The 13,415-nt window shown below is 32.7% G+C and carries 16 protein-coding genes and 1 tRNA gene; 6 read left to right on the forward strand and 11 right to left on the reverse strand.

Annotated elements, in window-relative coordinates; genetic code table 11:
• Positions 1-76: 76 nt before the first annotated feature.
• From OZP06_RS06245 to lepA, 3 genes are all read right to left on the reverse strand, one after another.
• Positions 77-403 carry a type II toxin-antitoxin system RelE/ParE family toxin gene (locus tag OZP06_RS06245; RefSeq protein ID WP_269224128.1) on the reverse strand — a complete coding sequence of 109 codons (327 nt, stop codon included), beginning with the start codon at positions 401-403 and terminating at the stop codon, positions 77-79.
• A 4-nt stretch (positions 404-407) separates the two neighbouring features.
• Positions 408-629 carry an addiction module protein gene (locus tag OZP06_RS06250; protein WP_269224129.1) on the reverse strand — a complete coding sequence of 74 codons (222 nt, stop codon included), beginning with the start codon at positions 627-629 and terminating at the stop codon, positions 408-410.
• Positions 630-815: 186 nt separating this feature from the next.
• Positions 816-2,612 (reverse strand): translation elongation factor 4, encoded by a 1,797-nt coding sequence (gene lepA, locus OZP06_RS06255; protein ID WP_269224130.1) that lies wholly within the window; start codon positions 2,610-2,612, stop codon positions 816-818.
• Positions 2,613-3,108: 496 nt separating this feature from the next.
• Here lepA and dusB point away from each other — a divergent pair, with 496 nt between their 5' ends.
• From dusB to OZP06_RS06270, 3 genes are all read left to right on the forward strand, one after another.
• A complete protein-coding gene (dusB, locus tag OZP06_RS06260; protein ID WP_281238594.1) occupies positions 3,109-4,101 on the forward strand; it encodes a tRNA dihydrouridine synthase DusB in 993 nt (330 codons plus the stop codon).
• A gap of 64 nt (positions 4,102-4,165) precedes the next feature.
• Positions 4,166-4,399: a hypothetical protein gene (locus tag OZP06_RS06265; protein ID WP_269224131.1), complete on the forward strand. Its 234-nt coding sequence runs from the start codon at positions 4,166-4,168 to the stop codon at positions 4,397-4,399.
• Positions 4,389-4,691, forward strand: a complete 303-nt coding sequence (locus OZP06_RS06270) for a type II toxin-antitoxin system RelE/ParE family toxin (protein ID WP_269224132.1) — start codon at positions 4,389-4,391, stop codon at positions 4,689-4,691. The genes OZP06_RS06265 and OZP06_RS06270 overlap by 11 nt, the downstream gene beginning before the upstream one ends.
• Before the next feature lie 49 nt (positions 4,692-4,740).
• On the opposite strand, the gene OZP06_RS06275 is transcribed toward OZP06_RS06270, so the two are convergent.
• Positions 4,741-5,940, reverse strand: coding sequence for an FtsX-like permease family protein (locus tag OZP06_RS06275; protein ID WP_281324370.1), 1,200 nt, complete (start codon positions 5,938-5,940; stop codon positions 4,741-4,743).
• A 3-nt stretch (positions 5,941-5,943) separates the two neighbouring features.
• Positions 5,944-6,336, reverse strand: coding sequence for a 30S ribosome-binding factor RbfA (gene rbfA, locus OZP06_RS06280; RefSeq protein ID WP_100432845.1), 393 nt, complete (start codon positions 6,334-6,336; stop codon positions 5,944-5,946).
• A 256-nt stretch (positions 6,337-6,592) separates the two neighbouring features.
• On the opposite strand from rbfA, the gene mce reads away from it, so the two are divergent.
• Together mce and OZP06_RS06290 are read left to right on the forward strand one after the other, a co-directional pair.
• A complete protein-coding gene (gene mce / locus OZP06_RS06285) occupies positions 6,593-6,994 on the forward strand; it encodes a methylmalonyl-CoA epimerase (protein WP_281238591.1) in 402 nt (133 codons plus the stop codon).
• 136 nt (positions 6,995-7,130) lie between these two features.
• A tRNA-Ile gene (locus OZP06_RS06290) sits at positions 7,131-7,204 on the forward strand.
• Positions 7,205-7,350: 146 nt separating this feature from the next.
• Here OZP06_RS06290 and OZP06_RS06295 read toward each other — a convergent pair.
• The 5 genes from OZP06_RS06295 to OZP06_RS06315 form a co-directional block, all read right to left on the reverse strand.
• Positions 7,351-8,031: a PriCT-2 domain-containing protein gene (locus OZP06_RS06295; protein WP_281324371.1), complete on the reverse strand. Its 681-nt coding sequence runs from the start codon at positions 8,029-8,031 to the stop codon at positions 7,351-7,353.
• 135 nt (positions 8,032-8,166) lie between these two features.
• Complete coding sequence (locus tag OZP06_RS06300) at positions 8,167-9,072, reverse strand: IS1595 family transposase (RefSeq protein ID WP_269222159.1); 906 nt, start codon at positions 9,070-9,072, stop codon at positions 8,167-8,169.
• 229 nt (positions 9,073-9,301) lie between these two features.
• On the reverse strand, positions 9,302-10,942 hold the full coding sequence (locus OZP06_RS06305; protein WP_281324372.1) for a DNA primase family protein: 1,641 nt from the start codon (positions 10,940-10,942) through the stop codon (positions 9,302-9,304).
• Complete coding sequence (locus tag OZP06_RS06310; RefSeq protein WP_281324373.1) at positions 10,929-11,309, reverse strand: helix-turn-helix domain-containing protein; 381 nt, start codon at positions 11,307-11,309, stop codon at positions 10,929-10,931. Before OZP06_RS06310 ends, OZP06_RS06305 begins: the two co-directional genes overlap by 14 nt.
• Positions 11,310-11,740: 431 nt before the next feature.
• The gene (locus OZP06_RS06315) at positions 11,741-12,493 is read right to left on the reverse strand and encodes a hypothetical protein (protein WP_269224134.1); all 753 of its coding nucleotides are present in this window, start codon (positions 12,491-12,493) and stop codon (positions 11,741-11,743) included.
• Positions 12,494-12,628: 135 nt separating this feature from the next.
• Between OZP06_RS06315 and OZP06_RS06320 the strand changes: the two genes are divergently transcribed.
• Positions 12,629-12,904, forward strand: coding sequence for a helix-turn-helix transcriptional regulator (locus OZP06_RS06320; RefSeq protein ID WP_269224135.1), 276 nt, complete (start codon positions 12,629-12,631; stop codon positions 12,902-12,904).
• Between the two features lie 6 nt (positions 12,905-12,910).
• Here the strand turns inward: OZP06_RS06320 and OZP06_RS06325 are convergent, their stop codons facing one another.
• Positions 12,911-13,087 carry a hypothetical protein gene (locus OZP06_RS06325; RefSeq protein WP_269224136.1) on the reverse strand — a complete coding sequence of 59 codons (177 nt, stop codon included), beginning with the start codon at positions 13,085-13,087 and terminating at the stop codon, positions 12,911-12,913.
• Positions 13,088-13,415: the final 328 nt, after the last annotated feature.

Raw genomic sequence — 13,415 nt, forward strand, 5'->3', positions numbered from 1 at the left:
GCCCCCAAAGGGGGAACAAAAAAACTTGACAATTTTTACATCATCAGGTTTTCTGTTTTTGTCATAAAAGCTAAAGCTATATTTGCAGAAAAAACAAGTTACTTATTTCGTTTTTCCAAATTTCGGGATTTCTTGAAGTATGAAAAATGGCAAAAATAGTGATTAACTTTAGTTCTTCGTGTACTAGATAATGAATTAGGAAAGGGAATTTTTCAATTTTCCGACATCTCACCTCGTCGTATTTTATAGCGTATAAGTAAGGGTTTTTCTTTAAAGAATTAATTTGTATTTTAACTTGAGCTTTGTAGCGAAAACCCAAACCTTTTAATTGTATTTCATACCATTCGGAGGTTTCAAGGATGTCATTGAATGCGTCAATATCTATCTTTAATTTATAGTCCAAACCTTTATAGTGTTTTAGATACTTTGTCCCAATCCAAAAGGCGTTCAGGATTAGTTTTGGCTTTAGCTATTCGATCTAAAACAATTTGTTGGTGTTCTATAGGAATTTCAACATCTTCATTCCAAAGCGCATCATTGATTTTCAATCGATCTTTTGGAGATAATTGTTTAACTGCTTCAAGTAATTGACTTACACTTAAATCAATGTTTAATTTTATTGTTTCCATAAAAACAAAGTTAACGAAAAAAGGTTTTGTAACCTGTTTACCTTAAGCTATTTTCTAAAGTATAATAAGTCTTATTATTAGTTTGAAAATAAATAAGATTTTTACTAAAAACAAAAAACCTGACAATTTTTACATCATCAGGTTTCTCAATATTGTTATTTTCCCACCTTGGCGGGTTAGGAGGCTCTAATCATTCAATTTCAAAACTGCCATAAATGCTTCCTGCGGAATCTCTACATTTCCTACTTGGCGCATACGTTTTTTACCTTTTTTCTGTTTTTCCAACAATTTACGTTTACGGGAAATATCCCCACCGTAACATTTAGCAGTAACATCTTTACGTAAAGCTTTGATCGTTTCACGAGCAATGATTTTAGCACCAATTGCCGCTTGAATCGGAATATCAAATTGCTGTCTCGGAATCAATTCACGCAATTTCTCGGTCATTTTTTTACCAATGTTATACGCATTGTCTTCGTGTATCAACGCAGAAAGTGCATCAACCGTTTGACCATTCAATAAAACATCCAAACGAACTAATTTAGAAGTTTTCATTCCAATCGGAGAATAATCAAATGAAGCATACCCTTTTGAAACCGTTTTCAATCTATCGTAAAAATCAAATACTATCTCTGCCAAAGGCATATCGAAATTTAATTCTACACGCTCGGTTGTCAAATACGTCTGATTTGTAATTTGACCACGTTTTTCGATACACAAACTCATAACATTTCCAACAAAATCAGCTTTGGTAATAATAGTCGCTTTGATATAAGGTTCCTCAACTCGGTCTAAACGAGATGGTTCTGGCAAATCTGACGGGTTGTTTACCGTAAAAGCAGTTTCAGGATGTTTTTTGGTGTAAGCCAAATACGAAACGTTAGGAACCGTAGTGATTACTGTCATATCAAACTCACGCTCCAATCGCTCTTGAATAATCTCCATGTGCAACATTCCTAAGAACCCGCAACGGAAACCAAATCCCAACGCAGCAGAACTTTCCGGAACAAATACTAATGACGCATCATTCAATTGCAGTTTCTCCATCGAAGAACGCAAATCCTCATAATCTTCAGTATCTACAGGATAAATTCCAGCAAATACCATTGGTTTTACATCCTCAAAACCAGTAATCATATTCGTTGTAGGCGTTTTGGCATCCGTAATTGTATCTCCTACTTTTACTTCTTTGGCTTCTTTTATACCCGAAATCAAATACCCAACATCTCCTGTCGAAATTACATTTTTAGGCACTTGATTCAATTTCAAAGTCCCTACTTCATCGGCAAAATATTCATTGCCAGTAGCCATGAATTTTATTTTTTGTCCTTTGCGAATTTCCCCGTTTTTCACACGAAAAATTACTTCAATACCACGAAACGGATTGTAATGCGAATCGAATATCAATGCCTGCAACGGTTCGTCTTTCACCCCTTTTGGATGTGGAATTTTTTCAATAATGGCTGCCAAAATATTTTCTACACCAAAACCAGTTTTACCCGAAGCGTGAATAATATCTTCCAACTTACAACCTAGTAAATCAATAATATCGTCACTTACTTCCTCCGGATTGGCACTTGGCAAATCTACTTTGTTCAAAACAGGAATAATTTCCAAGTCATTTTCTAACGCCAAATATAAATTGGATATTGTTTGTGCCTGTATGCTTTGTGCCGCATCCACAATCAATAACGCACCTTCACAAGCCGCAATAGAACGGGAAACTTCATATGAGAAATCCACGTGACCCGGAGTGTCAATCAAGTTCAAGATGTACTCTTCGCCTTTGTAAGTGTACTCCATTTGTATGGCATGACTTTTAATCGTGATACCACGTTCGCGCTCCAAGTCCATATTATCAAGCAATTGCGCCTTTTCTTCACGAGCAGTTACCGTTTGGGTTGCCCCCAATAATCGGTCTGCCAATGTACTTTTTCCGTGATCAATATGTGCAATAATGCAAAAATTCCTAATATGTTTCATGTGTCATTTTTATTTACTTTTTGGAACAGGCAATGCTCCGCAAGTCTCTTATCCTAATATCAAATTTTATGTCCTCCTGAGCGTAGCCTTTGTATGGGCGTGACCACAAGGGTCGGGCTATCCGCTACAAGTCCTCGCTCAGTTCCGCTATCGCTACACTTTACTGTGGGCTTTTCGCTACTATCCCTCACGCGCAATGTCATTAAGTTAAGGGTTTCTTACTACGCTTTTTCAAAATATAACTCTCGCAAAGACGCTAAGAAATCGGCTCTTAACTTTGCGCCTTTGCGTCTTGGCGAGAAAAAACAAAGCTTAACTTAATGACATTGCCCTCACGCGCGTACCGTAAAGCGACAATTAATCTGCAAATATAGTCTAAAATAAACAGTTTCAAAGTGTCGAATTCGTAAACTAACACGTTTAATAAGAAGTCTTTCTTCTTTACTCTTTCTTCTATTCGTCTAAAAACCGTAATTTTGCAAAAAATTTAAGGAAGATGATCAAGATTGGCAACATTATATTACCCGAATTCCCCCTACTGTTAGCACCTATGGAAGATGTGAGCGACCCTCCATTTCGTAGATTATGCAAACAGCATGGAGCCGATTTAATGTACTCCGAATTCATTTCTTCCGAAGGTCTAATCCGTGACGCCATCAAAAGCCGAATGAAATTAGACATTTTCGATTACGAACGCCCAGTTGGAATCCAAATTTTTGGTGGAGACGAAGAAGCAATGGCACTTTCCTCAAAAATAGTATCTACCGTGAACCCAGATTTGATCGATATCAATTTTGGTTGTCCTGTCAAAAAAGTCGTTTGCAAAGGCGCCGGTGCCGGAGTTTTGAAAGATGTTGATTTAATGATTCGCTTGACTCAAGCCGTTATCGACAGCACCCATTTGCCAGTTACCGTAAAAACCCGTTTGGGTTGGGATGACAATTCCATAAATATAGACGAAGTTGCCGAGCGTTTGCAAGATATTGGCGTAGCCGCCTTGAGCATACACGCTCGTACACGTGCCCAAATGTACAAAGGCCATTCCGATTGGTCACACATTGCCCGTGTCAAAAACAACCCAAGAATTACCATGCCCATTTTTGGAAACGGCGATATCGATTCACCCGAAAAAGCATTGCATTATAAAAATGAATACGGTATCGACGGGATTATGATTGGTCGCGCCGCCATTGGTTATCCATGGATTTTCAACGAAATCAAACATTTCTTTAAAACAGGCGAACATCTTGCAAAACCTACCGTTGCCGACCGTGCCGAAGCAGTGCGAAATCACCTCACCTGGGCAATGGAATGGAAAGGCGAAAGACTCGGAATTGTAGAAACAAGACCGCATTACACCAATTATTTCAAAGGAATCCATTCGTTCAAACCCTTCAAACAAAAACTAGTAACTCTAGATCATCCCGAAGAATTATTTGCCGTTTTAAAAGAAATAGAAGAGACTTATAGTGGTTATGAAGTGGTGTAAAAATTAATCAACCTAAAATATTGTTTTCTAATTTTCATTATATTTGTTGTAAACAATCTTTATTATGAGTGTTCAAACCGAAAAATCTTTTTTAATTGATTTACTTCAAAACATCAATGACGCTTCTATCATTCAGAAAGTGAAGGATTTTATATTGCACGAAATCGAGCCTGTTTCTTTATCAGAAAATCAAAAAAAAGAACTCGATAAACGATTATTAGAACATCAAGAAAACCCTAGATCAGGAATTGATGCATTTGATTTTTTAGATTCCTTAAAATCTAAATATGAGTTATAATAAACTCCTTTTAAAAACAAATGCAGCGGTTGAAATCGAAAATATAATTTCCAATTATGCTTCAAAAAGCACCATTCTAGCAAAACGAATAGAAAAGGAAATTCGATTAGGTTTTAAAACTATTGCAAAAAACCCCGAAAGTTTCCAATGCCGTTATTCTAAAGTCAGAATATTTTGGCTGAATAAATTTCCTTATGGTTTGTATTATATTTGGAAAAATAATGAGGTTTCAATCTTAGCGTTTTGGCATACAAAAGAAGACATTCCTAACAAAATTTTACAGATTTTATAATCGGTATTTTAAAAAAAATCAAAAACCAGAAATCATTAATTATAAATCTCTAATCCAACAACTTCTTACTCACTCGACTACTTGCAATAAGCGAAGCAATAAAACCAAGCGTAACAATAGTTGCCATTACAATCCCTACATTTTCTAATGTAAAAACCACCGGATAAGCCAGTGTAGGGGTTATCATAATCAGTTGGTATTGTTGTTGCAATACTACAAATACAACACCCAATAACAAACCGATAATTCCACCAAAAACACTCAACAGTGTTCCTTGCAGTAAAAATATATTTCGCAAATCTTTGATATCCGTACCTAGATTAAAAAGGGTTTTTAGGTTTCCTTTTTTATCCAAAATCATCATAATAAGCGCACCAATCAAATTAAAAAGCGCCACAATAATCACCAAAGTAAAAATCAAATACACCGCAATATTCTCGGTGTTCAACATTTTATACAAAGCTTCGTTCAACTGTTCCTTGTTTTTTACAGTAATTTTATTCTGGAAAATCGACTGAAGTTTCGCGATAACGGCATCTTCATCAGCTCCTTTCTTTAATTTGATTTCAAGATTCGAAATCTGATTGGTCTTGTATTCTAATAATTCCTGTGCCAAACCCAAATCGGCAAACACATATTTAGAATCCAAATCTTCGCTAATTGCATAAATCCCAACCGGAAAAACATCCGTCGAATTAAACGCTTGAGCAGGATTTTCAATAGTTCCTTTACCTGGTTTTGGTACAAAAACCTCAAAGGCATTATTGTAATCCAACAAACCCATCGAGAACTTTTGAGCAATGCCATAGCCTACCACCACTTGATAAGTGTCTGGCTTTAGCCATTGTCCATTGTAAAGTTTTTTATTAAAATCACTAACGGAGTTAAAAGTAGAGTCGACACCTTTTAAGTAAGTAACCTCTTGTTTTCCATTAAAAGTAAACAATACCCGTTCTTCAACAATTTTAGAATAGTGCGCAACACCTTCAATTGCGGCAATCTCTTTTTCCTGATTGGGTACCACAAAAAAAGATTTCCCAAGTGTGCTGCTTACTTTAAGGTCAGGGTCAATATCATTGGTAAACGAAAGACTAAATTCTTTCAAACCCGTAAAAACCGAGAGCACAACAAATAATGCCATGGCTCCCACAACAATCCCCATACTAGCAATACGATTAATAATATTGATAGCATTATTTTTGCTTTTGCTAAAAATATACCGCTTGGCTATGTAAAGAGGGAAATTCAAATCTTATTGAAATCTGCGTTTGTCCAACAAATCTCTATTCTCTATCGGGTTTTCTTGATTTTTCAAGGCATTGTCAATCTTTTCGATATAATCCAAAGAGTCATCGATAAAGAAAACCAAATTTGGCACTTTGCGCAATTGCAAACGCACTCTTTGCGATAAATCGTGCTTAATTAAAGTCGAATTAGCCTTAATCCCCACCAACGTTTCCGCTGCTTTTTCCTGAGGAAAAATACTTAAATGCACCGTCGCCACAGACAAATCTGTAGTCACAACAACTTTGGATACTGAAATTATTAAATTCGTAATTCCATTTTTTCTCACTTCACCTTGCAGAATGTCAACCAAATCTTTTTGGATCACCCCACCTATTTTTTTCTGTCTATTTGTTTCCATCCTGCAAAAATACTATTTTTTTGAGAGACCACCTTACAAAGTCATAAACTCATAAAGTTTTTTATATTTGTTTTATGATTTAGGAGCAGAAAATTAGGCTTTTTAGGAGACAAAGTTCCTGCCCCTCGATAGCTATCGGGGTTCTAATCTTTTGTCTTGCTTGAGGACAAGACAAAAGGATTTTCCCTCCCATCAGAGCTAAAGAGAAGCGATGGTTTCTCTATGAAACTATTTAAAAAACACAAAACAGCACACCATGAGAAAAATAGAACACATTGGCATCGCAGTCAAAAACCTTGAAGTATCCAATTTGTTATTCGAAAAACTCTTTGGCGCACCCGCCTACAAGCAGGAAGAAGTTGCCAGCGAAGGTGTAAAAACATCTTTCTTCATGAACGGTCCTAACAAAATAGAATTACTCGAAGCCACCAATCCCGAAAGCCCTATTGCCAAATTCCTAGAAAAAAAAGGAGAAGGAATCCATCACATCGCTTTTGACGTAGAAGACATCCACACCGAAATCCAGCGCCTCAAATCCGAAGGTTTCACCGTCCTTAACGAAACCCCAAAAAAGGGAGCCGACAATAAATGGGTCGCTTTTTTGCATCCAAAAGGTACAAATGGCGTATTAATCGAACTGTGTCAGGAAATAAAATAAAAAAAAGGAAGAATTAGTATATTCATAATCAGTTTCTTCCAAATCGTTTGCGATTAATACTGAAATATTATTAAAATCTACCCCCAAAATACTTGTAACAATAAAATAAATGTAGTAATATTGCAAACTCTTAACCGGTCCTATAGCTCAGCTGGTTAGAGCACCTGACTCATAATCAGGTGGTCCCTGGTTCGAGCCCAGGTGGGACCACTAATTGAAAATCAAGCACTTACGAAGTAATTTGTAGGTGCTATTTTTTTGCTCATTGCACACAGATTACACACAACTATTGATAAAACACAAAAAAGGCCACATTAACAAAGTTAATGTGGCCTTTTCAAATTTAGAGGTTTATACTATTTTAAGCCATAGTGACTTGCCCAATGAAAAAACGTTCCTATGTTATATCCGTACGAGTTTTCAAGGCATTTGTCAAACATACTATCAGCAACCTCAGGATGATATTTAGGATGATTTTGAGAAACAAGAATAAACATATCTCTTCCGCTTCCCCCAAATTCATTAGCTAGTGCGCAACCGATTTGAAACCACTGCTCATAATTTTCTGTAATATCAATTCCCTTCCTATTTATTTCACGAATAATTTCAATTACTCTCGCTTCCGTGTTATTTGACGTGCTCTTATAAGCTGGTTTTATTTCTTTTTTCGGCGATTGAGTTTGCGAAGTTTTTTGTTTATATTCAACTAATTGATTAAAAACTACAGCATCCTCATTAATATGGGCATTTGAATCATAAGAATAGCCCCTCAGTCTAGTTACATCTCCACAACCCTTATCAATAGTGATTCCGAAAGTTTTAAAAATTATTTTTAAAGCTTCAAAATGTTCTTTATGTTTTTCTCGTTCTTTTATAGGGATTATACAAAACACACCTTTACCACTAACCGAAAGAGAAGCGTAAAAAACATTTAAACATTTTTTTAATTCATCTCTAACCATATTAAAGTCACTAATGTGTTGATTTTCTCCACCTCCGTCTATATCAATACAGATATAACCACTATGTTCTATCAATCCGTCTTTATTTCGTTCTTGAAAGGTGCCACTTGGTGTAATAGCAGGAAGTTTGGACTTATTATATCTAATTTCATCTTTATCAGTTAAAGTTCTAATGTATTCAACAATATTTTTTTGATTGTCCGTTTTTAGTCATAACCCTGTAATACTTGCTATTACTAGCCTATCGAATAATTGTTCCTCAAAATATCTTCTATTAAGCTTGTAGACGAACTCATTTAGGTACAGTTGAAGATATTTGCCTTTAATTTTATGATAATTTCCTAGAAAATTCCTTTTAGCATTACTAATTGCAATATGCACCCACTTTAAAGTTTCCGTAGTTGTTTCTTTATTCGATTTTTCAGTAATATGAATTTCCACGTAATCTGCAATATCTATATATGATGTGCTTTTGTCTGTAAAAAGAATACTTTTTTCCGAAATGGATTCCTGAATTGTTTGATTTATCAGTTCTGATGTGTGATCAGTCAAAACTTTTGCTTTAAAATACCTGCATTGATTTGATTTTTTACCAGTTTCAATATCTTCTAAAACAGTCGACTCAGCCATAATTGCAACGTTAGATTTACCAACAGCACCACGTCCACGAATTCCTTTTTCTTGTTCTATTTCGGTAGATTCAATTGTAAAATATCCTTCATCAAATTCAATCATCCCTTCCAAAGTATAACGCGCATCTCTATTGCCCATTGCTTTTCGCAACTTATGAACCATAGACCAAACCGGTTCGTATCGCTTCAATCCCAATTGTTTTTGAATTTCTTTACTTGAAAAACCTTTTTTAGTTGCCGTTAATAAGAACATGGTTTTGTACCAAATCAAAAATGACAAATTAGAGCTTTGCATTATCGTACCACTTCGTAATGATATTCTACTTCTACATTTTTTACACTCATAACTCCATCTGCTTTTTATCCAAAAATGTTCTTTGCATCCGCATTTACATTGAACTCCGATTTTATCTCTTTCCTCTTTAAAATGAAGTCTACAAGATTCTTCACTCCCGAAATTTGCTGTAAAACTGAATAAATTCATCGCTTTTTTTTATCAAATATAACACTTTTTATTAATTATGAGTGATTACGGACAATCAAATATTTTTATAAGTGTCATCTTTTAAATATTCTAAAAGATTTACGTTTTCAACAGGAATAGGAGTTTTATAATTGGCAAATTTGCTCACTAATATATTTTTCATGATTTTATATTATTAATAACAGACTAGCCTCTGAATATTTAGAAAAAGCTAGTCTGTTAAAGTTAATTAAAGATTTATATGTCTATTTATATTGATAACAATAGATGAATCATCAATACCTGGTATGCTTTTTTCAACATTTATATGATAGTAACCGTTTGTACTTCTCTTGATTTCAAAACCCATATTTCTCAATTGATCATTAAATGCTCTTGTTGAAAAGGGATGAAATCCGTTTTTTATACAATAGTCTTTATATAATACATGAAAAGTTTCGGAACTCATATGTGTTTTAGTAGATTTAATGTAGCTTTCGTCATCTAAAAATGATAAAATACTACTCGATTTTCTCCTGTATTTTTTTACTTCTTCGTCGATAATTTCGGACTTAGAAAAACCTTTTTGGGTAAGCAATCGCTTCATTCCTTCGAGTATCAAATTAAAGACTCCTGGCAATTCCTCAGAGATGATTTTTTGAGACAAATAAGGATCTTTCTCCTCGTCGGTAATATGTACGTTAAAAGGTATTATTATAAATCTCCGATAAAATGCATCTGTGTTTTCAACAAAAGAAGGAAGTGTATTACCATTAAACGCAAATCTACCATAGTTTGTAACTCTAAATTTATCCTTATACAAGAACTTTCCATAAACAGGTTCATTGCTAATTAATTGTTTAAAAGTATCAATATCAAATTTACCATTTCCAATTTCAGATGAAAAATTGATTAGGGTATTTTCAATTGAAGCTCTGGCTTGACCATCAGCATCACATAAACTCTGTAAGGTATGATTTGTTACATTTTCTTCACCAAAAACGGCATTTATGACATTATGGATCAGTGATTTGCCGTTAGATCCATTTCCGTGCAGAAATAGCATTTTTTCATGTTTTAGGTTTTTTATAAAAACCGAACCAAAAAATTCAAACAGTATATTTTGTAAAATAGGGTCGGGCAAAATTCTGTTTAAGGCATTGATGAAAATTGGTGCTTTCGCTTCTCGGTCATATTTAAAAGGCAATAGAGATTTCAGATAGTATTCTTTTTTAAAAGACTTTAGTTCAACTTCTCCATTTTCAACAAGCAATACACAATTCTGTAGAGGTATCAAATTGTCTTTTGGTTTATCATTAAATGTAGGTAACATAGCATCAGACTCAAATTGTTTGAGTAAAAGCTCTTTGTTTTTGAACTGTTTTGCGTCAAGGCGATCTAATCCGGCCTTTTGAGCAAATTCACCTAAAAAACTATAGAGAAATTCATAATCCCTATTTTCCCAAAAACGTTTGTTATAAAAGTAAAATTTTCCACGCGATATGCCCATACCATACCCTTTTTCATGTGCGATCGACAACAAAAACTGTATGATAATGACAAACTTTTTCGAAATAATCAACGAAAATTTCTCATAATTTTTTTGAAATCTAGCTTTGTATTTAGAATCGGAAGCTTCAGTTATTTGATCTCTCAGAATATTAATATCATTACCATAAGTCTCATATTCAAAATCAATTGGCTCTATTTCTTCTAATAAATTATTAAAAATATCGTCTTGCCGAATATTTATCTGCATCAGATTCTCAAAAATTGGCATTTCTGCAACCTCAGCTTTCAGGAGTCCTTCTTTCTTAATTTCTTCTTTTTCCGTGATTGATATTTTATTAAAATCAGTATCAAGAGGTATGAAAATTTTATCTTTTTCCATGTTTATAATTTTTTTTGGATAAGATTATTGCTGAATTTATAATTGATTCAGTTTGAGTATTAGGATTTTTAGCAGTTTGTAATTCCAGCCATTGAGCTAGTTCATGTTTGCTAAAAATCAATTTATTGCTAAGTTTAGCATGTGGTATTCTTTGTTTAGAAGTCAATTTGTAAATTTTACTTTTACTCATTGCACAACCATTATCTAAAAGAAAAGCAAGTGCTTTTTCTAAAGATAAAATTTCATTATCAGTAGGTTCTCTTGTATGTTTTCGCAAAAGCAATTTTCTTATGTCTTCTAAATCTAACAAGATTTTTGAAACTGCTGCTGGAAGTTTTTCAAAACTAAGCTCTTCAAAATTATTCATATCATACATATTTTAAAGCAATTTGAATCGTTCAAATCACGAGTTATATATGCACGTACTTTTGACAAGAAGTCAATTTTTCAATTTTTCAATATGTGATTTCACGAGTATTAACTTACTTTAATTTTACTAATATCTAAATATCAGTATATTAAAATTTAATAAATAAAATAAAATTTAACATTTTTTGTTGTAAATTAAACATATAAAGTTGTTTTTGTTATATTGTCGAATTTTTTGATTGAAAAAACCTTACTTTTTGTAGCTTTTTAAAGATAAATAAAAGAGAGAAAAAACACATTTTGATTCATGATTTTGAAAATTATTTTGAGCAAAAAAAAAGCTACTTAGAGTATCTAAGCAGCTTTTAAAAATTAAGTAATCGTAAGTAATGGACTAAACCACATTCATCTTTTTATTAATCCAGTAATTTACTCAATAGTTGAAAAATTCGAATCCCATTGGTTTATATTGTGAATTGACCCAAGTTCAGACATTGTCAATTTATCCAGTGCTTTATTGTCTGTATCTTCATATTTAATGTCGGATAATTTATCAGCCTTGCTTTTTAAAGCTAAAATATTTTTATTCCAGATTTGTTTATGTGTTTTATTCATTTTTTGAGGATCAAAATATCCTCTTGTCATACATTTTATTTGTATTGACTTTAGTACATTGGCGTTTGCTTGTCCACTTTTAATTAAAGATTTATATCTATTTAGTAATTCTTGTTCATTAACTGTAAGAGCTTTAGGGACATGCTTAATCAATGTTTTAAAACCGTTTTCATCTGATTTACTGTAATCCATATAATTAAAACTTGCTGAGTTCGTCACGTAAAATAGTTTAGTTTTCACGTTTTGAATCAAAACATTTTTGAATGAGTCACCAATCAAAATAAACTTATCTGTACTTGGGATGTCAGACAATTTAATGTACTTGCCTAATGACTCATCATCATTCTCGTTTTTTATAATCATTGCTCCCAAAGACAAATTATATTTATAAATTTGATTGTCGAATTTGTTAAATGAAGGATCTTTTTCAAGTTTCAATATAGTTACTTTATCAAATGTGAATTGATTTTCACTGCATTTTTCGCAATTTGATTTATCCCAAATAGTTTGACCAAAAGATATTGAATGGGCAAGTGATAATGATAATAGTACTAATAGTCTTTTCATAATGAGTAATGTGTGTTTTTAGTTTTAATTTATACATTGTCAAAGCAATGTATTTTTGTTTCATATGCAATTTTAGCTCTTTTAAGGATACGCCCATTACGGGTTTCCTCATTGAATTAAAATAAGTTATCTTTTATGATAACCGCTATAAGCAAATATAAAACAAATTTTGACTTATCATTTATGATAAGTCAAAATTTGAAAAAATCCCTGCAAATAGAAGTTGGAAAACGCATTCAGCAAATCAGAATTGAGAAGAATATATCTCAACAAGATTTAGCTGCGAAATGTAATTTTGAAAAAAGTAACATGTCAAGATTAGAAGCAGGAAGATCTAATGCAACACTTTCTACATTAGAGACTGTTTCTAAAGCTTTAGAAGTAGATGTAATCGAATTTTTTAGATTTTAATAATCCTCAAACACAATTATTCCCTTCTAAAATTTTTGTAATTGCATTGTCTAAATCCTCGTCGGACACTCCTGTGTAATTTGATTCTATTATAGACAACGTTGCTTTTTCGTTAGAATCCTTTCGTAATTCTTTTTCAATTTTATCTAACGAAATAATGTAATGATCAATTAATCCTTTCATAATTCAAATGATTTAAGTTATATCAGTATATATCCGAAATATTTAATTTTTATAAGAGTTTTTGATTTTTTTTGATTGTTAAAAGTGAAGTAAGTGAACTAAAATATTTAAAAAAATAAATACTATAATTTTTTATAATAGTGAACTAAATATTTAAAAAAATTATATATTTTAAAAATTACTATTTCTTTTTATAATTTCTTTTTTAAATATTTAGTTCACTTACTTCACTATTACAAATAAAAATCAAAAAAAATCCACTCTAAGCAATTAATATTAGGTTTAAATGCTAAAAACCTTATAATATTTTGTTACTTTGTTCGATTAA

The sequence above is a fragment of the Flavobacterium sp. IMCC34518 genome, from assembly GCF_027111095.2.
In the GTDB taxonomy this organism is placed as follows: Bacteria; Bacteroidota; Bacteroidia; order Flavobacteriales; family Flavobacteriaceae; genus Flavobacterium; species Flavobacterium praedii.

What these genes read in the sequence shown, in the direction of transcription:
- rbfA (WP_100432845.1), bottom strand. Translation starts at nt 6,336, where the DNA reads ATGGAAACAAATAGACAGAAAAAAATAGGTGGGGTGATCCAAAAAGAT.
- OZP06_RS06325 (WP_269224136.1), bottom strand. Translation starts at nt 13,087, where the DNA reads ATGAAAGGATTAATTGATCATTACATTATTTCGTTAGATAAAATTGAA.
- dusB (WP_281238594.1), top strand. Translation starts at nt 3,109, where the DNA reads ATGATCAAGATTGGCAACATTATATTACCCGAATTCCCCCTACTGTTA.
- OZP06_RS06300 (WP_269222159.1), bottom strand. Translation starts at nt 9,072, where the DNA reads ATGAATTTATTCAGTTTTACAGCAAATTTCGGGAGTGAAGAATCTTGT.
- OZP06_RS06270 (WP_269224132.1), top strand. Translation starts at nt 4,389, where the DNA reads ATGAGTTATAATAAACTCCTTTTAAAAACAAATGCAGCGGTTGAAATC.
- OZP06_RS06265 (WP_269224131.1), top strand. Translation starts at nt 4,166, where the DNA reads ATGAGTGTTCAAACCGAAAAATCTTTTTTAATTGATTTACTTCAAAAC.
- OZP06_RS06250 (WP_269224129.1), bottom strand. Translation starts at nt 629, where the DNA reads ATGGAAACAATAAAATTAAACATTGATTTAAGTGTAAGTCAATTACTT.
- OZP06_RS06305 (WP_281324372.1), bottom strand. Translation starts at nt 10,942, where the DNA reads ATGGAAAAAGATAAAATTTTCATACCTCTTGATACTGATTTTAATAAA.
- OZP06_RS06310 (WP_281324373.1), bottom strand. Translation starts at nt 11,309, where the DNA reads ATGAATAATTTTGAAGAGCTTAGTTTTGAAAAACTTCCAGCAGCAGTT.
- lepA (WP_269224130.1), bottom strand. Translation starts at nt 2,612, where the DNA reads ATGAAACATATTAGGAATTTTTGCATTATTGCACATATTGATCACGGA.
- OZP06_RS06315 (WP_269224134.1), bottom strand. Translation starts at nt 12,493, where the DNA reads ATGAAAAGACTATTAGTACTATTATCATTATCACTTGCCCATTCAATA.
- mce (WP_281238591.1), top strand. Translation starts at nt 6,593, where the DNA reads ATGAGAAAAATAGAACACATTGGCATCGCAGTCAAAAACCTTGAAGTA.
- OZP06_RS06320 (WP_269224135.1), top strand. Translation starts at nt 12,629, where the DNA reads ATGATAACCGCTATAAGCAAATATAAAACAAATTTTGACTTATCATTT.